At 62.7% G+C, this 18,504-nt stretch carries 12 protein-coding genes and 1 tRNA gene; 8 read left to right on the top strand and 5 right to left on the bottom strand.

Going from position 1 to position 18,504, the window contains the following annotated elements; genetic code table 11:
• Nucleotides 1–75 precede the first annotated feature (75 nt).
• On the bottom strand, nucleotides 76–2,124 hold the full coding sequence (locus L2I41_RS05210; protein ID WP_237152451.1) for a caspase family protein: 2,049 nt from the start codon (nucleotides 2,122–2,124) through the stop codon (nucleotides 76–78).
• A 435-nt stretch (nucleotides 2,125–2,559) separates the two neighbouring features.
• On the opposite strand from L2I41_RS05210, the gene L2I41_RS05205 reads away from it, so the two are divergent.
• Together L2I41_RS05205 and L2I41_RS05200 are read left to right on the top strand one after the other, a co-directional pair.
• Nucleotides 2,560–2,635, top strand: a tRNA-Lys gene (locus L2I41_RS05205).
• A 484-nt stretch (nucleotides 2,636–3,119) separates the two neighbouring features.
• Complete coding sequence (locus L2I41_RS05200; protein WP_237152450.1) at nucleotides 3,120–5,588, top strand: hypothetical protein; 2,469 nt, start codon at nucleotides 3,120–3,122, stop codon at nucleotides 5,586–5,588.
• 209 nt (nucleotides 5,589–5,797) lie between these two features.
• Here L2I41_RS05200 and L2I41_RS05195 read toward each other — a convergent pair whose 3' ends face one another.
• From L2I41_RS05195 to L2I41_RS05185, 3 genes are all read right to left on the bottom strand, one after another.
• Nucleotides 5,798–6,979 (bottom strand): enolase C-terminal domain-like protein, encoded by a 1,182-nt coding sequence (locus tag L2I41_RS05195; protein ID WP_237152449.1) that lies wholly within the window; start codon nucleotides 6,977–6,979, stop codon nucleotides 5,798–5,800.
• Nucleotides 6,966–8,096 carry an ABC transporter ATP-binding protein gene (locus L2I41_RS05190; RefSeq protein WP_237152448.1) on the bottom strand — a complete coding sequence of 377 codons (1,131 nt, stop codon included), beginning with the start codon at nucleotides 8,094–8,096 and terminating at the stop codon, nucleotides 6,966–6,968. The genes L2I41_RS05195 and L2I41_RS05190 overlap by 14 nt, the downstream gene beginning before the upstream one ends.
• A gap of 344 nt (nucleotides 8,097–8,440) precedes the next feature.
• Nucleotides 8,441–9,475: a LacI family DNA-binding transcriptional regulator gene (locus L2I41_RS05185; protein WP_237152447.1), complete on the bottom strand. Its 1,035-nt coding sequence runs from the start codon at nucleotides 9,473–9,475 to the stop codon at nucleotides 8,441–8,443.
• A 332-nt stretch (nucleotides 9,476–9,807) separates the two neighbouring features.
• Here L2I41_RS05185 and L2I41_RS05180 point away from each other — a divergent pair, with 332 nt between their 5' ends.
• The 5 genes from L2I41_RS05180 (at nucleotide 9,808) to L2I41_RS05160 (ending at nucleotide 17,070) form a co-directional block, all read left to right on the top strand.
• The gene (locus L2I41_RS05180; protein ID WP_237152446.1) at nucleotides 9,808–11,133 is read left to right on the top strand and encodes an ABC transporter substrate-binding protein; all 1,326 of its coding nucleotides are present in this window, start codon (nucleotides 9,808–9,810) and stop codon (nucleotides 11,131–11,133) included.
• Between the two features lie 179 nt (nucleotides 11,134–11,312).
• Nucleotides 11,313–12,182: a carbohydrate ABC transporter permease gene (locus L2I41_RS05175; protein WP_237152445.1), complete on the top strand. Its 870-nt coding sequence runs from the start codon at nucleotides 11,313–11,315 to the stop codon at nucleotides 12,180–12,182.
• 12 nt (nucleotides 12,183–12,194) lie between these two features.
• Nucleotides 12,195–13,013 (top strand): carbohydrate ABC transporter permease, encoded by an 819-nt coding sequence (locus L2I41_RS05170; RefSeq protein ID WP_237152444.1) that lies wholly within the window; start codon nucleotides 12,195–12,197, stop codon nucleotides 13,011–13,013.
• 48 nt (nucleotides 13,014–13,061) lie between these two features.
• Complete coding sequence (locus L2I41_RS05165; RefSeq protein ID WP_237152443.1) at nucleotides 13,062–15,629, top strand: glycoside hydrolase family 31 protein; 2,568 nt, start codon at nucleotides 13,062–13,064, stop codon at nucleotides 15,627–15,629.
• 337 nt (nucleotides 15,630–15,966) lie between these two features.
• Nucleotides 15,967–17,070 carry a LamG domain-containing protein gene (locus tag L2I41_RS05160; RefSeq protein ID WP_237152442.1) on the top strand — a complete coding sequence of 368 codons (1,104 nt, stop codon included), beginning with the start codon at nucleotides 15,967–15,969 and terminating at the stop codon, nucleotides 17,068–17,070.
• 60 nt (nucleotides 17,071–17,130) lie between these two features.
• Here the strand turns inward: L2I41_RS05160 and L2I41_RS05155 are convergent, their stop codons facing one another.
• Nucleotides 17,131–17,706: a DUF2478 domain-containing protein gene (locus L2I41_RS05155; RefSeq protein ID WP_237152441.1), complete on the bottom strand. Its 576-nt coding sequence runs from the start codon at nucleotides 17,704–17,706 to the stop codon at nucleotides 17,131–17,133.
• A 231-nt stretch (nucleotides 17,707–17,937) separates the two neighbouring features.
• Here L2I41_RS05155 and L2I41_RS05150 point away from each other — a divergent pair, with 231 nt between their 5' ends.
• Entirely contained in the window at nucleotides 17,938–18,501 is a 564-nt protein-coding gene (locus L2I41_RS05150; protein WP_237152440.1) for an SOUL family heme-binding protein, read from the top strand.
• Nucleotides 18,502–18,504 lie beyond the last annotated feature (3 nt).

Below are 18,504 nucleotides of genomic sequence, written 5' to 3'. Positions count from 1 at the left end.
GGTTTCTCATGTGCATCCGTGCCGTGGGAAATCGGCACGCGGGATGCCCCGCGGCCGTCTCAAGGCTGCCAGGTCTCAGCCCTTCACCTTGTAGGTGATCACGTCCGACGAGGTGCCGTCGTACCAGTCGATCTGCACCGACACGCGCTTGGTGCCCTTGGGAATGTTGAAATAGGGCTCGAAGTCCTCGGGAATGGCGTTGGGATCGTCCGTGTTGCAGTCGGGCAGCGGGATCGCCTCGGTGGGATCTTCGCCATCGAGGCCGTAGTAGACATTCTCGATGGCGCAATTGTAGCTCGCCAGCGTGGTGGAATAGACCAGCAGCTTGCCGCCCGAATTCTTGGTCTCGATCCAGGCATTGCGCAGCTGTTCCAGCGTCTTCTTCTGCTGGGCGTAGAGTTCGTCATCGGGCTTGAAGTCGATGTCGAACGGGCCGACGCTGATGCCGGCGGCATCACGATAGCTCACCTCGATCTGGCTCTCGGCAAAATCGCCGGGCAGCTCGATATTGCTGTTGGGCATCGGCTTGCCGGTCTGCGGATCCTTGGTATCGGAGAGGCCGAGATCGGTCATCTCGCCGGTGTCGGGATTGCGCCAGTAGATGGCCGTCGCCGGTTCCGGCGTCTGCACGGTGACCGTCCAGCCGGCATTGGAGCGCATGAAGGAGGCGGTCACCCCGTCGGTGCCGGCGTCGACGATCGCCTTGACGGCGGTCTGCTGGCCGCGCGCCGTGTCGATCCACTCGCCCAGCATAGACTGATCGAGGAAATGGCCGGTCAGCTTGCCGTCCGCTTCGTCCTGCAGGAAGCCGTCGAGCAATTCGAGCTGGCGCTGGCGCTCGCTATAGGTGGGCGCCCGGCCGAGACGGTCCTCACCATATTCCTGCGCCGCAAGATAGAGCGCCGGGCCATAGCCGGCATGGGCCTTGAGGAAGTCGCGCAGGCGGTTCGCCCGCTCGCGCCCGTCGAACTGCAGCGCATAGGCAAGCTCCAGCGCCGGCGACTTCAGCCGCCCGATCAGCGCCGACAGCACCTCGCGCGCGCCCGACTGCCCGTCCTGCACGCGCAACAGCGTGGCAAAGCGCAGATAGGGATCGATCACATCGAGATCGGCCTCGGCGACAGCGAGATAGGCCTTGCGTGCGCCGAGCGCATCGCCCTTGGCTTCCAGCTGGCGCGCATTCTGATAGGCCGTGCGCGCCGCATCGAGCTTGTCGGCGCCCGACAAGAGGTTCGGCGGCAGCGACAGCGAGGCATAGAGGCTCTGGTTGTCCTGCGGCTTGTCGGCGGGCGGCGCCGTGTTCGCGGGGACGTTGGTGGCCACCGGAACCTGTTGCGCCGGGGCAGTCGGCTCGGGATTGAGCACGATGTCGCCGACGATCTGGTCGTAATAGGCCGGCGTCTGCTCATGGCCCACCTGCAGGGCGAGCGAGCGAACGGCCAGCTGGGTCTCCTTGGCGAGCCGCACCAGCGTCAGGCCGGGCGTATCCAGCGTCTTCAGGAGCACGCGGGTGAAGACCGAGTTGGTGGCCGGCTCCTCGTCCGACAGGCGATCGAGTGCCGTCTGCCCCACACCGGCCGAATAGAGCACGAAGACGCCCTGCGGCGCATCCATGCGCACGAGGCCGCGCTGGCCCGGCAGGCTGCGCTTGCCCTCCTGCTCGAAGGGATTGTCGCGGCAGGCGTCGATCACCAGGATGGCCGAGCCGACGCCGCGCCGCTGCAGCCGCTCGATGATGCGCGACATGGGGAAGGAGGCGTCGCGGATCAGTTCGGAATCGTCGGGGCCGGGCTCGGGCACGTCGGTGGGCAGGAGATAATTCTCGCCGTCGATGGCAAAGCCGTGGCCGGAATAGAAGAACAGCGCCGTATCGCCCGGCTCGAGCGAGGCTTCGAAGCGCGACATGGCCTTGCTCATCTGCGGCCGATTCTGGTCGACCGCGCGGAACACCTTGAAGCCCAGCCGCTCGAGCTCGTCGCCCATGGACTGGGCGTCGCCCACCGCCTTCATCAGCTTGGGCACTTCCTCGTAATCATTGTTGCCGATGACCAGCGCCACCGACTTCGCTTCGGCGGCAACAGGCAAGACGACAAACACAAAGACAGCCAGCCAACGCAGCAGCATCTGAAAATGCCCTAGAGAAAATATGAGCCTACCCCGCACTTACGGGATCATTTGAGGCCATGTTTAGCGGATATTGGCAAGGAGAGCGAGAGCAAGGCTTGGGCAGACGCAGGCCCAAGCCGATCGTCCATGGCCGACCAACCCACTGAAGCGCAAATCCTTCTGCCGGGAGCGAGCCAGCAGGACCGCCCTGCCCTGCCGAAAGGCGCAAATTCTGTCGCCGCCACCAACCGGACCGGCGCAGACAGGCGGCTAGCTATCCTTCCTCTCACATTCCCCAAAAAGCCGCCTTCGAAAAAATCCCGCAATTCCGCCATATTTTCAAAGACCTGCGAGATTTTTCACAAAAATTCCAAAAGGGGCTTGCGCAGCTCCCGCCCCGTGGTTATAAGCCCGCCATCCCAAGCGGACGGCGCCACTGCCGAACGCTGTGAGGGGCGCGTAGCTCAGTCGGTAGAGCAGCTGACTCTTAATCAGCGGGTCACAGGTTCGATCCCTGTCGCGCCCACCACTTCTCTAAATAAAATCAACGATTTAGATATTTGCACACCTCATGTTTATGAGGTGTTTGAGGCGGCAGTGCCTCACATGATGCGTGCGTTGTCGGCTCGCAGCCTGAGGCCGAGCCTCTCGCAACTCCCCTCGTGATGCCTCATCCCCACGCCCCGCCTCCAGCGGCGGCATCGACATCACCTGGGCCATTTCCAATCTACTTTGCTGCTGTAGGCATTTTCCTTGAATGGCTGTAAATGCTCACGCACGACCCCAACCAACAGCCGAGGCAAAAGTAAAATTAGTTAAAAATTCGTTAAATATTTTGCATTCGATATTGAAAGTTTCAAAAATGAGAATAAAATTTGTATTTATATTATGAGTAAGCAGATCAAAAATAAAGAATGACAGAATGCACCCACGTATTGAGTGCAAATGAACTTGCCTGCTTCGTATAATTACATATATGGGAGGCTATCTTGTCAAATGGAACGATAGTCAGATTGGCGATGTTGGCCGCGATCCTGATCGCGCCCTTCCCGGCTGCTGCCGCTCAGCAGCCCGCTGCAACAGCGACGGTGACGATCAAGACCTATTACGACGCCGTATCGGACCCTGCGGGGGCAGGTCTGCAGATTCTGGTCGATGACAAGGCGGTAGGCGTCACCAACGCCAGTGGGCAGCGGAAGGTGACAGTTCCCGTCGGGGAGCACCGCTTCTCGGTGTTCGACCCCAGTCTGGCAGGCGCCAGCAAGACCACGACAATCAAGGCCGGCAGTACATCATTGCCCTTGATGATGACAGGCGAGGGTCTGGATGATGTCATCAAGGTCAAGCTGGTTCCCAAGTTCGGAATGGTCCTGTCGTCCACGGCCAGCACCTTTCCGGTGACTTTCCTGGATCGGGCCAACAAGAAGATCCCGCTGGCTGCGGTTCGCGCCGCGATGCTGACACAGGTCAACCTCGGAACGACGCTCGACATCACCGATCGGCTGACGACCAATGCCGCCGGGGACATAAAGCTTGTGTCCGGAGCGTCGATTGGCGACGTGCAGGCGATGGACGGCGTGCAGACCCTGGAAATTTGGGCCGACTCGCCGAAAGGATATGGCGTTTGGGGCAAGACCGACTTCGTTGTCGGGCGCTATGCCGTGACCGGCAAGCTGAAGGCGCCTCCCTCCATGGCGTCGCTGCCGGTCGGGTCCCTGACGGTCAAGGTGTCGCTGCTCGGCACCAGTTTCAGCCGCTCTGTGAAGGCAAACGCCTCCGGCAGCTTCAGCTTTGCGGATGTACCCAAGGGAAACATCAAGTTCGAAGCGTCCACCAAGCTGAACGGCAAGGCCTATTCGCTGGCCGGGTCGGTGTTCGTGGACGGCACAACCAATGTCAACGCCTTCCTGCTGGGCTCCGCTGACGTGTTGAATGGCGTGCCCTCGATCGTCGTTCTGTCCCAGGCGGTCGCCAAGCAAGAGGTGGCGGCGTCCGTTGCTGCAGACCGCGTTGCCCGCAATGCCGGCCTCCGCAACCGTGCTCCGACCTTGCAGTCGGACACGGCCGGCCCGTCGGCTATCGCTCCCGTCACGATCTCGGCCACCGCAGCCGCTCAGGATATGCCGCAGACAGCGTCTGAAGATCTCGTGATCCCCAAGGGAACCAAGAAGGTCCGCCTCGTCTACGAGGTTCACTCCTTCGAGTATCCCTACTACGTACTTCAGAACTCGATCTTCAATGATGTCTGGTCTTTGAAGATCGTGACCTCGACCAAGGTGCTCTTTGACATCACCAACAACGTCAATGCACAGGTCAGCGTCCCGCCGATCTGGCAAAGCGACGGTTCCACAGGTGAAATCGTCGAAGTGCTGGACGTGTCTGCGCTGACAAAGACCGGTGCCGTGACGCTTGCCTTGTTTGGTTCGACCACAAACATCGGCGATTCTCTTCTGGCGACTTCGTTCACCGCTTCGCTCGGGCCGATCGACTCCGACTTTTCAGTCAGCTACGTGGGCGTGACGAGCGCCACCAGTGGCCCGAAGGATGTCGTTTCGATCCCGCGCCCGACCAAGAAGAACGCGTTCGAAAAGCTGGCGGTATTCGACATTGATTCACCGGCCGCCGCCAAGACGTCGGATATCACGAACGTCAAGGTGCAACTGTTGCTTGGCGCATCCGCCACTTCCGGAACTGAGATCTATTCCGGCGCGGTCAAGAAGATCTCCGACAGGCGCTTTGCTGTACCGGTCACCTTCACGCGTTCGGAAGCCTCTACGGTTGGCTCAACTCCGCCGGCCTATGGACGCGTGGGCTATCTGGTCAATGTCACGGCGAAGATTGCCAGTGTGACGACGACCACCACATCCCAACCGGCGCTGGATCTGCCGCTGTGGCGCATGCCGGACGCGATCCCTCGTTTTGGCTGGCGCGAGGCCGGGGGAGATAGTTGGCTTGCCAGGGGGACCTACACCTGGCTGGAGACCAACGCATCTGCCATCACGCGTGTGGATGACATCTCGGGCGAACATGGCAGCAACCTCGGGCATGTCACGCACCAGCGCGGGACGGATATCGATATCTTCCAGTTCTACAGCCTGAACTCGAGCCGCGGCCTGAGCAACTACATTGCCCTGGAAGCCGCTGCCCGCAAGGCCGTGACGGGCACTCCGTCCGAGGTGACGGCCGCCGTTGCCAAACTGACGACAGCAATCACCGCCGAGCGCACCGGCCTGACGACGCTGGCGTCCAACTGGTCGGTCACCCAGTTGTTCACCGGCATGGGCCGCAAGGTACCCAACGTGTTGCCGGCCGGCTGGCTGAAGGCCCTGATGACCACCGGAACCTTCACCGGGGCCAACACGGCACACACGGTCGTCACCATCGACAGTGGCGCAACGATAAGCTCCAAGGTGCATTTCAACGACAGCCACAACAGCCTTGACCATATCACGCTCAATGCGGCGTCAATGACCATGCCCTGACGGCCCATGCCGGAGCACAGCTGCCTGTGCGCATCGCCAGCACCTGCACATCCTCTTCGGTGCCCCTTCCAAGGGGCACCGTTGTCTTGTGCTCTTCTCCGCCTGCCCGGAGCCATGACTTGCCAACCGCCGATCGCCAACATGGTCCATGGCACATTCAGCCTTGGCCGCGTTCGCCCCCCCTGCCCTCCAGTGCGCAAAGGCCAGACTCAAGCCCCCTCACGTGCGGGGCGGGGCAGACGGGGATTGAGCGGCGCCGGTCCGCAGTGGCCAGGGGCGAGGCGTTCCGGCCGGGACCATAGGCGGCGGGCCTCTTCCGACAGCACAAGTCCGTGGCCCGATCGGTCGGGGGCGTAGGCGTAGCCGTTACGGATCTCGATGGGCTTCTCGACCAGGTGGTCGAAGTTCTGGAAGGAATATTCGAGCCACTCCACCTCGGGCAGTGCGACGGCCATGTGGACGCCGATCTCCAGGAAGGTGTTGCCGAGGCTGACGGGGACGCCGAGCTCGCTCGCCAGCCAGCCGATGCGCATGACGTCGGTGACCTGGCCGTGGACGTTGAGAATGTCGGTGCCATGGGCGTCCAGCAAGGCGCGCTTGCCTGGGAGATCGAGATACTCGCCGCTGTTGATCATCGTCCAGTTGATTGCCGCGCGCAGGCTGCGCAGACCCTCGAAGTCGCTGCGCAGGATGGGATCCTCGACCCAGAGAAGCTTGAAGCCGGCGTCGCGGATGGCGGTAAGCTTGACGATGGCCTCTTTCGGCGACCAGGCCTCGTTGGCGTCGATCATCACCTGCGAGCCGGCGGGTATGCAGCCCTGCAGCAGGTCCAGGCGGCGCAGGTCACGGTCAAAGTCCGGATGGCCGACCTTGATCTTGAAGGCGGTGTAGCCGAGTGAAGCGGCATGGGTGAACAGCGCGACATAGTCGTCGTCGCTCAGATGAAAATCGAGCCCGCTGGCATAGGCGCGCACGCGATCGCGACGACTGCCGAGCAGGCGATGCAAGGGCAAGCCGACCTGCTTGGCAGCAAGATCCCACAACGCCACCTGCACCGCCTCGTGGAACGGCAGCGAGTAGGGGCGCTGGTTGCCGCCACGCGGCCGGCTGACCCGGTGCACGAGACCGATGGCCGGCTGGCCATCGAGTTGCGCCCAGACTTCGCGCGCAAAGACGGCGGTGATTTCGCGCTCGTCGGGCAACGGCTCGAACAGGGTCTGGACAAAGCCGAGCCCGACATGACCGTCGCCGGACATAAGTTCAAGGGCGGCAACATTCACCTCGTCGCTGCGCACCTGGCTGTCCCCCACGGTCCGGTCGCGCGCGAACTGGAAACGTGTGAGGCGGAAGCCGGCCAGGGACTGGCGGGAGCTATCGTCAGCGCTGGACATGGGCACGGTCTCCCTCGGCAGGGCTGGCAGACGGGGGACTGGTCAACGACGCGCCGCTGGCCAGGAAGAGATGCGCCCTGTGCAGATCGAAGGTCAGGCCGACCTCCTCGCCATGGCGGACGTCGATATCGCCTTGCAGGAGGGCCATGGCCGTCGCACCCGATGGCAGACGAACATGGAGGACGGTTTCGTCGCCGAGATGCTCGACGACCTCGACGGTCCCGGCAAGACGACCGTTGATCGGCGGACAGAGCGTGATCTGCTGCGGCCGAATGCCGAGAACGAGGTCGCGTTCGGCAATCGGACCGCCGGCAAACGGCAGGGCAAGTTCGCGGACATCCAGCGAACCGATGCGGACTTCACCGGCCGCGCTGGACTTCAGCTCCACCGGCAGAAGGTTCATCTTCGGCGCCCCGATGAAGCCCGCGACAAACAGGTTGCCCGGGTGGCCGTAGAGCTCCAGCGGCGCGCCGATCTGCTGCACGACACCGCCATCGAGAACGACGATCTTGTCCGCCAGCGTCATTGCCTCGACCTGATCATGGGTGACGTAGACCATGGTGGCGCCCAGTTCGTGATGCAGCCGGGCAATTTCCATGCGCATCTCGCCGCGCAAGGCGGCGTCGAGATTGCTGAGCGGTTCGTCGAACAGGAAGACGTCCGGCTGGCGGACGATGGCACGACCGATGGCGACGCGCTGACGCTGACCGCCGGAGAGCTGGGCTGGCTTGCGGTCGAGCAGTTGTTCCATCTTCAGAATGCGGGCGGCCTCGCGGATCTTCCGGTCGCGCAGGTTCCGGTCGACCTTTGCCAGCTTCAGCGAAAAGCCGACGTTGTCGTAGACGGTCATGTGCGGATAAAGCGCGTAGGACTGGAACACCATCGCGATGCCCCGGTCGCGCGGCGCGACATCGTTGCAGAGGCGGCCGGCGATGTGGATCTCGCCGGAACTGATCGGTTCGAGCCCGGCGATCATGCGCAGCAAGGTCGACTTGCCGCAGCCGGATGGGCCGACGAAGACGACGAACTCGCCATGGGCGATCTCAAGGTCGATCCCCTTGATGATCTGCAACGCGCCAAAGCGTTTGGTGACCCCTCGTAGCTCCAGACGCGCCATCGTTTTCCTCCCGAATGTCGCATTGTAAGCGCTTACATAGCCTTTACGGGGTGAAGTTGCAACTGGCCCCGTTCGGCTGGCGGACCGCAATGCAGTCTGCCGGAGCCGCAGGATGGGGCATGCGCGGCACGGGAAAGCTGTGAGGAGGGAAAAGCTGCAGAGCGGGAAAGTTCTGAAGCGGGCGCAAGGCTTCTCAAGCACGGATGCTGAGCGGCGCCCGTTGGAAGGGTGGGAGCGGCGCGTTGGAGCACGGGGAATCGGCTTCCCCAGCGATGACGAGCGGTGGCTTCTTCCCTGCGGCCGACTTGTCTGCACTGTCGCGCTCAACCGTCAGACATGGACCGCTAGCCGATGCGCGGCCCGTCGCTCTTGCCGGGCACGAGGGTCAAGGGCATGCGCTGCTGCACATGCTCGACCGGTTCGCGCCGCGCAGAAGACGGGAGCTGGGCAAGCAGCGCCCGCGCTGCCGCCGAACCAAGGTCTTGCAGCGACAGGTGAAAACAGGTGATTTCCGGCGCGAGGAAGCGGACGGCATCTTCGGAGCGGCAGCCGATGATCGACAAGTCCCGGCCCGGCTGAAGGCGGAGCTGGTCCAGTCGGCGATAAACCCCGATGGCGGTGACTTCGTGGAACAGGATCACGGCAGTGGCCGGATCGGGCCGGCTGAGCAGATGATCGACGATGGCGTCGCCCTCGTCTTCACGGCGGCCGGCTTTCAGCACGATATCGGGATCGTAGGGCAACCCGTGCCGGGCAAGATTGTCGCGATAGGCCTGTTCGAAGATCGGTCCGTAGTTGGCGTCGCCGGTCGGTACCGTCACGGCGATGCGCCGATGCCCGAAGCCCACAAGGCGGTCGACCGCCGTGGCAACAACGCCTTCGAAGTCGAGGTCGATCCAGGAATAGTCCCGGCCGCTGTCGCTCCGCCCCAGCGTCACGAAGGGGATATGGGAGGATTGCAGGAGCTCGATGCGCTGGTCGATGCGCCGGGTTTCCGCCAGAATCATGCCGTCGACGACGCCGCGCGAGGCAATGCGCTGCAGGAAGACGAAGTTGTCCTGCGCCCGGGCGCAAGGCAGGACGAACAGATCGAGACCCTGCCCGACAAGGACATTCTGCATGCCTTCCAGCACGCCCATGAAGAAATAGTCGGTGCCGGCGGTATTCTCCGGATCCAGCTCGATCATGAAGCCGACCGAGCGGGTGACGCCCTGGGCAAGCGACCGCGCCGCCTGGTTGGGTGCATATCCTTGCCGGTGCGCCGCCTCGAGAACCTTCTGCCGCGTTTCCGCGTTGACGTTGGGGTTGCCGTTGAGGGCCCGGGAAACGGTTGCCGTGGATACGCCGAGTTCACGCGCCAGTCGGGCGATGCCTCTCATGTTTTTCTCCGTCGCTTCCATCTACCCATTGACAGACCGTCGTCAACGAAACTAGCATTGTAAGCGCTTACAACATTGCGATAGCTATCTCAAGTCCGGCCAAAGAGGAGCACGTGGGAGGACTGAATTTAGGTGCTACCGCAATTGTAAGCGCTTACAGTAGCCGGACACCGGTCGAGGGAGGACTCGAACGGGGCCGCATATGGCGAGGAATGCGCGGTCTCACGCGAGACGCTGCCATCGGGGCAAGGAGCCGGCGCAACGAGGATTTCAGACGGTCGCAATGCGACAGGCGCTCGAACCGGGCGCACAAGCGAGGGAGGAAACTAAAAATGACGATACGTGTCAAAGGCGCGTCTATCCCCGGCGCCCTGCGCCTCATGGGTCTGGCCGGCGCTTCGTCCTTGGCGCTGGTGATGGCAAGCGATGCCAGCCTTGCCGCACCCAAGCTGACACTGACCTACATGGCCAGCCAGGAATGGGTGAAGGATGCCGAACAGGATCTCGCCAAGAAATTCGAGGAGAAGACCGGAATCGCCATCGACTTCCAGATCCTCCCCTCCGACCAGTATTTCAACGTTCTGCAGACCAAGCTGAACTCCGGCGAGGGTCCCGACCTCTTTGGCGGGCAGAGCGGCGTCACGGACTTGAAGCTGCAGTACAATGTCGAGAAGAATGCCGTCGACCTCTCCAAGGAACCCTGGGCCAGCAAGGAAGACCCGCTGGTTGCCGCGCAGTCGACGGTCAATGGCAAGCTCTACGGCATGACCTATTGGGACATCGTCGGGAACACCTGGGTGGTCAGCTACAACAAGAAGCTGTTCGCTCAATATGGTCTCAGCGTTCCCACGACCTATGCCGAGTTCAAGGCCGATTGCCAGAAGCTCAAGGATGCCGGCGTCCAGCCGCTGTTCGAGCCGGTAGCCCCCGGATGGCACCATGTCCTGTGGTTCCTGGAACTCGGACCGCGTTATGAGGAGCTGACGCCAGGTCTCGCCGATAGCCTCAACGCCAACACGGCGACCTTTGCCGGCAACGCGGCCATGACGTCGGCCGTCACGCAGCTCAAGGAAGTGTTCGACAACGGCTACATGGGGCAAAACGCCCTCGCCGACGTCTATACGGACGCCTCGAAGGCCATGGCCAGCGGCAAGGTCGGCATGGTGCTGGCCAACACGGGCTTCGCCTCGCTGGTGGAACACGACTATCCCGACATGAAGGCCTCGGACATCGGCGTGTTCCTGATGCCGCTCGCCGACAATCAGAGGGTCAACATCAACCCGGCCGGGCCGACCCATTTCATCTACTCGGGGTCGCCCAACATCGATGCCGCCAAGCAGTATCTGGACTTCCTGGCCCAGCCGGAGAACATGGACTACTTCATCGATCACACGCCGACGGCCATGACGCTGCCGTTCGAGGGCACCAAGACCAAGTTCAGCGCCGACGCACAGGCGATGTTTGATACCCACAAGGATGCCCGTGGCACCGTCTATCAAACGGCGGTGACTTACGTGAACCCGCAATGGATGGACATCGGCGCCGACCTGACCGCGATGTTCACCGGCGCGCTGACGCCGGAAAAGGTGCTGTCCAACATCGACAAGCGTCGTGCCGATCTTGCCAAGGCCGCCAAGGACCCGGCCTGGAAGAAGTGACAAGCAAGCCGGAGCCGCGGCGCCCTTTTCGGGGACAGCGGCTCCGGCATCGCATGAGAGGATCGACCAGGCGGCAACACTCAGAACAAAGAGCCGCAGCGCCAGGATTTCAGACTGCAACCGATCAGCCCCATGCGGCGTGGAACAGCAGCGCGAGACGGATACGGACAATGAAGCCCATGAAACCATACCCGTTCTATTTCGTGATCGCCGCGCTCGCTCTCTATGTGACGTTCTTCATCATTCCGAGCCTTGCGGGTATCGCCTATTCCTTCACCGACTGGAGCAGCTATTCCGAAGAGGTGTCCTTCGTCGGGCTCGACAACTTCAGGACCATCCTGTCGCCTGATGAAAGCTACCTCTCCTTCATCGGCAACACGCTCGTCTTCACGTTCTGGACCATCATCCTGAAGACCGCCTTCGGCCTCGGACTGGCCCTGCTGCTCAACCGCGGCGTCCGCAGCTTCGTCAACGGCTACCGGGTGCTGATCTACCTGCCGGCGATCCTGCCGACCCTGGTGGTGGCGCTGATCTTCCGCTCGATCCTCAACCCGGCGACGGGCCTGCTCAACAGCCTGCTGCGGTCCGTCGGGCTGGATGGACTGGCCTTGTCCTGGCTTACCGATCCCGCCATCGCACTCTATGCCGTCATCGGCGTCGATAGCTGGAAGGGCATCGGCTACATCATGGTGATCCTGCTGGCCGGGTTGCAGACCATTCCGCGCGACTATTACGAGGCCGCCGAAATCGACGGCGCAGGGGCCTGGGCGAAGTTCCGCTACATCACCCTGCCCATGCTGGCACCGGCGCTGATGATCGTCACCGTGCTCAACGTCCTCTACGGGCTGCGCATCTTCGACATCGTCTATGCCCTGACCAACGGCGGGCCGGGATATGCCACCGAAGTCCTGTCGACGGAGATCTTCAAGGCCTTCTCCAAGGGGCAGTTCGGGCTCGGAACCGCCATTTCCAGCATCCTGTTCCTCATCCTGGTCGTGACCGGCTACCTGGTCATCCGGGTCATGGAACGCCAACCGGACCGCCAGTAGGGAGTGACTGCAATGTTCCGTGCACTGCGCGCGCCGCTGGCCCATATCGCCGCTTTCATCGCCAGCCTGGTGATGATCCTGCCGGTCTACCTCATCACCATCAACGCCTTGAAATCCTCACCGGAGGCAAGCTCGATGAGCGTTGAATGGCCGAGCGAGCTGCATTTTGAGAATTTCCTGATCGCCATCGAGAAAGGCAAGCTGGTCACAAGTTTCCTCAACAGCCTGCTCTATGCGTCGACAGCGACCGTCATTGCCACACTGGTGTCGGCGATGGCCGCCTTCGTGATGTCGCGGCACAGGACGAGGTTCAACCGCTTCCTCTACCTGTTCCTGATCATGGGCATTGCCCTGCCCGTCAATTTCTTCACGTTGACAACGATGATGCAGGTCACGCACCTCATCAACACCAAGATCGGCATCATCATCCTCTACGCCGCGCTGCAGGTGCCCTTCTCGGTGTTTCTGATCTACGGCTTCATCGAGACCATTCCGCGCGAGCTGGACGAAGCGGCGACGATCGACGGCTGCCGTCCGCTCCAGCTGTTCTTTCTGGTGGTGCTCCCGCTGCTGAAACCAGTGCTCGTCACCGCTGGCATCCTGAATTTCCTGAACATCTGGAATGATTTCATGATGCCGCTCTACTATCTCAACAGCAGCGCCAACTGGCCGATGACGCTCTCGGTCTACAATTTCTTCGGGCAATACCAGAGCAGTTGGAACCTGGTCTCGGCGGATATCCTGCTGACCATCATCCCGGTCATCGTCATCTACCTCCTCGGGCAGCGGTTCATCATCGCCGGCATGACCTCCGGTTCGGTGAAGGGGTGATCCATCAACGCGCCTGTCCCAACAACCAACCCAGTGCAGCAACGTATCATGACCCAGGGACTACCAGCGACCACAGGCACCCGGCCTGACCTTGCCCGCGCCACCGCGCAAGGCTTGCTCTGCATATCGGCCGTATCCGACCGCGCCTTCCGGGTGCGGATCACACCCGAAGGCACCGAAGACGAGCTGCCGGAAAGCGAGATCCTGCAACGAGGGCGACCGGCCGCTCCAGCGCCGCGCATCCAGGCGGCCGACGGCGTCATTCGTCTGGACCTGCCGCACATTCGCTGCGAGTTCAGCGAAGGGACGGGTCGTCTGCGCTTCTTTGATCGCAACGGTACCCTCCTGCTTGCCGAAGCCGAAGATGGCCGGCGGCTGGTCGCGGCCAAGCTGGGCGACGAGGATGTTCACGTGGCCGAGCAGGCGTTCGAGTCCCCGGTCGACGAGCGCCTCTATGGCACGGGCTGCTTCCAGGATGGCGCGCTCGACTTGCGCGGCCTGCCGCGCCGCCTGACGCAGGTCAACACCCAGATCAGCCTGCCCTTCCTCCTGTCGAGCCGCGGTTACGGCCTCCTCTGGCACCATCGCGGCCGCGCCGAACTCAACCCGCCTCCCGAGCAGGTCGTGCTGGCGAAGCGCTCGGTGGTGCGGGCAGAGGTGGCCACCGTCTCCACAACGTCCGGCGGCATCGAGGTCAAGCGGCAGATGGCCCTCTTCGAAGCGGAGATCGACGTTGCCGTTGCCGGCCGTCACGCACTGCTGCTCGATATCGGCAAGAAGATGGGGACCTTCTATCGGGTCGAGATCGATGGGCAGACGCTGGCCCATCACGACAATTTCTGGCTCCCGCCGACCACCAGCTTCCTCGCCGATCTGACTGCCGGCAAGCATGTGGTGAAAGTGGAGGCAAACGACACCGACGAGCCGGTGCTGCACTTTGGATTGGCGCATGACCGGACGGTCTGGCGCTCGCCGGTCGCGGCGGCCATCGACTATATGGTTATCGCCGGACCGAGTGCCGGCGAGGTCATGGGCGGCTATCGCGCGCTTCTGGGCACCACGCCGATGCTGCCGCTCTGGGCCTTCGGCTACATCCACTGCCGCGAGCGCTTCCATTCCTCCGCCGAGATTCTCGAGACGCTCGACGAGTTCCGCAAGCGCGACCTGCCTCTCGATGTCATCGTGCAGGACTGGCAATATTGGGGCGATCACGGCTGGAACGCGATGCGCTTCGATGAGGCGATGTATCCGGACCCGAAGGGGCTGCTTGACGAGGTTCACCGACGGGACGCCCGCCTGATGCTGTCTGTCTGGGCGCGCATCGATCCGAGTTCCGAGCTGGGCCAGGAGTTCGGGCGCCGGGGCTACTATATTGCAGGCACCGAATGGGTGGACTTCTTCAATCCGGAAGCGGCCGAATTCTATGCCAGCGAACAGGAAACGCGCCTGCGGCGCTTCGGCATCGATGCCTGGTGGCAGGACGCGACCGAACCGGAGAACGACGATCTGGCTGGCCGCATGACGGCCGTGGGACGCGGCGAGCATGTGCAGCTCGCCTATCCTCTTGAAGTGACGAAGGCCGTCGCCCGATCCTGGCGAGCCTCGGTGCCCGACCGGCGTGGTCTCATCCTGACCCGCAGCGCCTTTCCCGGACAGCAGCAATATCCGGCCATCACATGGTCTGGCGACATCGGCAACGACTGGGTGACTCTCCGAAACCAGATTCCGGCGGGTCTCAACATGGCCGCCGCCGGCTATGCCTATTGGACCGTCGACGCCGGCGGCTTCTTCCGCCCCGGCGCAGGGCAATATGCCAGTCCGGACTATTGGGAACGCCTGATCCGCTGGTTCCAATACGCGACCTTCCTGCCGATCCAGCGCGTCCACGGGTTCGAGAGCGACACCGAATTCTGGCGCTACGGTGTGCTGGTGGAGACCATTTGCCGGTCCTATCTCGAGCTGCGCTATCGCCTCCTGCCCTATATCTACAGCCTGGCGGCAGAGACAACCGCCACCGGCCTGCCGATGATGCGCCCTCTCGTCTTTGACTTCCCCGATGACGCGAAGGCCCTAGACGTAGCGCATAGCTACATGTTCGGAAGTTGCCTGCACATCGCCCCGGTATTCGCCCCGAGAACGGAATCCTGGCCGGTCTATCTGCCTGTCAGCGCGGGCGGTTGGATCGACCTGTGGAGCGGAGAGCGGCGCGCAGGCGGCGACGTCCACAAGGTGGCCTGCCCGATCGATCGCATCCCGGTTCATGTGAAGGCCGGCAGCATCCTGCCCTTCGGTCCCATCCGGCAATCGACGCAAGGGCAGTGCACCGATCAGATCGCGCTCTTCCTGTTCCCCGGCGACGACGGCCACTTTGATCTTTATGAAGATGACGGCGTCAGCCCGGCCTACGAGAACGGCGCGTGTACCCGGATTGCCTTGCACTGGGACGATGCGGCGCGGTGCCTGACGATCGGCGACCGCCAGGGCAGCTACCCGGACATGCCCCCGTCGCGCCGGTTCACTGTCATCTGCTGCGAAGGCGACGTGACGCCCTTCAGCGGCAGCACAGGCATCGTGGTTGACTATGCCGGCAAGGCCGTTACCCTTTTGCTCCGCTGACGGATTGTGCTGACGCGCCCGGCCTCGGCGGGGCGGGCAAAGGAGCCCCAAAGGCACGGCCAACACCATGGCGGTGCCGGTCTTTGCCTGCCCTGCAACAAGGGCGCAATCCGAGCCGGCGCGAGCCTCTTGTGAGGCGTCGGTCTTCAGACTGTCATCTTGCGGCCTCGGCCCCGCCAAAGTTACCTAGGAAATACGCTGTCTGGGCGTGAGTCTTCTGGCTGGGCCCAGTCCTGATCGAACCAGCAAGGCCGACCCTTTCATCGGTCGCCCAGTGACGTGATGCACCGGAGGCGGAGATGATCGCCTGCCTCCCTGCAGATCTCGGAAAGGCACAATGGCAGCGGACTCCAAAGCAAACATCCTCACGGTTCGGACTGTGATCACCGTAAGTGCAATTCTGATTGCGCTTTGCAGCCCCTGGACAACTGCGCAGGCGCAGGACGGCAAGCAACCTCCAAAGACCGGCACCCAAGCCTCGAAAGGGACGGGGACTCTCACCCCCAAGCCAGTTCCCGTTGCCGACGACAGTGTGGAAGCGGCGCTCAAGGCCGCGGGCTATCGGCAGCTTACTTTCGACACCACCGGATTGACGCCCGACCAGATCAACTTGGTCACACCGCAAAGATCCGGCAAGAAGTTGTATCTCAACAACTTTCTTTTCTACACCACGGACGCCACAAAGATTGGCCTGTCCAACGGCGAGCTGACCATCAACGGTTCGGCAAATCCCGGAAACTCGAACGCCCAGATCGCCAGCGCAGCACTGGAAGGGGACAGTTTTGTCGGCACCGTCTTTGGGGGCGGCGCCTATATCGAAGCCAAGATCAGGATGCCGCCGTCAACACTGGCAGCGCAATCCGATTGGGATGGCAGCGGTTCGCTGCGCCGCGGATGGCCTTCCTTTTGGCTGGAGCCGATCGAACTGATGTTGCTGCGCGCCAAGCAGAATGGCCCGCTCGCAGACGCGGCCCTGTGGCAGGGCGAAGGCAATGACTTCGTGCATTTCGTTGAGCCAGACATTTTCGAAATGTCCTACCCCCACGAGACCAACGACTTCGCCACCGAAATTCACGAATGGTACGGACCTCCGGCCAACGGCTGGTACACGCAGGCCCCGAGGCCCGGCATCGGACACAGGCACCCCGAACCGGCGGTGGACTGGGGCCAGTATCAAACGGTGGGCATGCTCTGGATTCCCGCCACCGATACGACCCCAGGCAGTCTGACCCGCTTCTTCAACGGTCGACGCGTGGGCCAGACCTTGACGTGGAAGAAGTACGAAAACGAGGCTCCGATCCCGGACAGGCAACCGTGGGCGTTTGGCGTCATGGACAGACACCACTATGTCCTGCTGCTCGGAACCGGCGACAACCTTCCCTTCAAGGTTCGCGACGTGAAGGTGTGGCAGGCAAGCGCGCGGGGAAACATCACCAAGTGAGGGCAGACCTGGAATGTCTCCTGCCGCGGCGAGGCATAGCCCCCGCAGGAGGCAGATCCCTCACATACCCGCGTGCACGCATCCCGTCTGCGCCGGCAGAGGCCGTCGCGGCCCCAGGCCGAGCGACGTCCACCAACGCTCCAAGGCGTTCGTCGACGGACACAGCCGCACGGCCATGCCGGCGGTGGTTTGGGTCCAGTGCGGGAACAGGGCCTCGGGGACGGCGATCAGGGTGGGGATGCCGGTGTCGGCCACGTGGGACAACAGGTCGATGAGGCCCTCGCCGCGGGTCTCGGCGCGGCCATAACGGCTCATCAGCAGAAGATCGGGGCGGCGGGGCAGCAGGTCGGCCAGACGACGGCCCAACTCGGGCAGAAGCGTCGAGGCGGGGCGGTCGTCCCGCAGCGCCGGCGCCGGTTCATCCCATTCGAAGGCAGGCATCAGGCGGAAGTCGACCTTGCCGGGGCCTGGACTGCTCCTATCGCGGCGGCGCTGCAGCAGGCCGAGCACATCATAGCCCTCGCCAAGGCGCAAACGGGCGAAATGGGCAAGCAATCCGTCCGGATCGTCACCCGGCTGGTAGACCACAGCGGCGATGTCGGTTTCAGAGGAGAAGAGTGGCGACGTCTCACACATGGCGCCTCGCAGGCAGTCGCGCCTATCGTTATGTAGCAAGGTATATAGCGATAGGCGATTGGACAAGGGCAAAATTTCGGCAATCGCGGTTGGAGGAGCCCTTCAGATGAGGCCAGGCGCAGGCCGAAAGTATCGTGGCCGGACTTCCCTGCGCATATTCCGAGCCTGCCCCGCGGCGCATTTCAGGAGCACAGTTGGAAACCGCTCCCACCCTCCCGAAAGGCCGTCACAATGACCATCGAAGAGCCGAAGTTCAGCCTTGTCCTCAAGGAGGGGGCCTTTGAGTTGCGCGATTACGCTCCGTGCATCGTTGCCGAGGTGGCCGTGACGGGAGATCAGCAGGCTGCCGGGGGCAAGGGATTCCGACCGTTGGCGAACTATATCTTCGGCGCCAACGCCAAGAGCCCGCATGTTGCGATGGCTACCCCGGTCGGCAACGGCGCGGGGGGCGAAAAGATCGCCATGACAGCGCCTGTGACGCTGATCGGCGCGCCAACCGGCCACTGGCTGGTGCGCTTTACCATGCCGAGCGCCTATGCGCTGGCCGACTTGCCGATCCCCAACGATCCGCAGGTGCAGTTGCGATCGATGCCCGCCGCCCGCTATGCGGTCTTGCGCTTCTCCGGCCTGACCAGCGTGGCGAAAGTGTCCGAACAGGCCTCCAAGCTGACGGCTCTGGTCCGGGCGCGCGGGCTGGTGCCGAGCGGGCGGGTTTCGCTTGCGCGCTACAATCCGCCATGGACGCTCTGGTTCATGCGCCGCAACGAGGTGATGTTTCCAGTGAAGCTGGGCTGATCA

This window comes from Oryzibacter oryziterrae, assembly GCF_021864535.1.
Taxonomy (GTDB): domain Bacteria; phylum Pseudomonadota; class Alphaproteobacteria; order Rhizobiales; family Pleomorphomonadaceae; genus Pleomorphomonas; species Pleomorphomonas oryziterrae.
The sequence above is the reverse complement of the archived record's forward strand: the minus strand, read 5'-3'. Positions and strand labels throughout refer to the sequence as shown.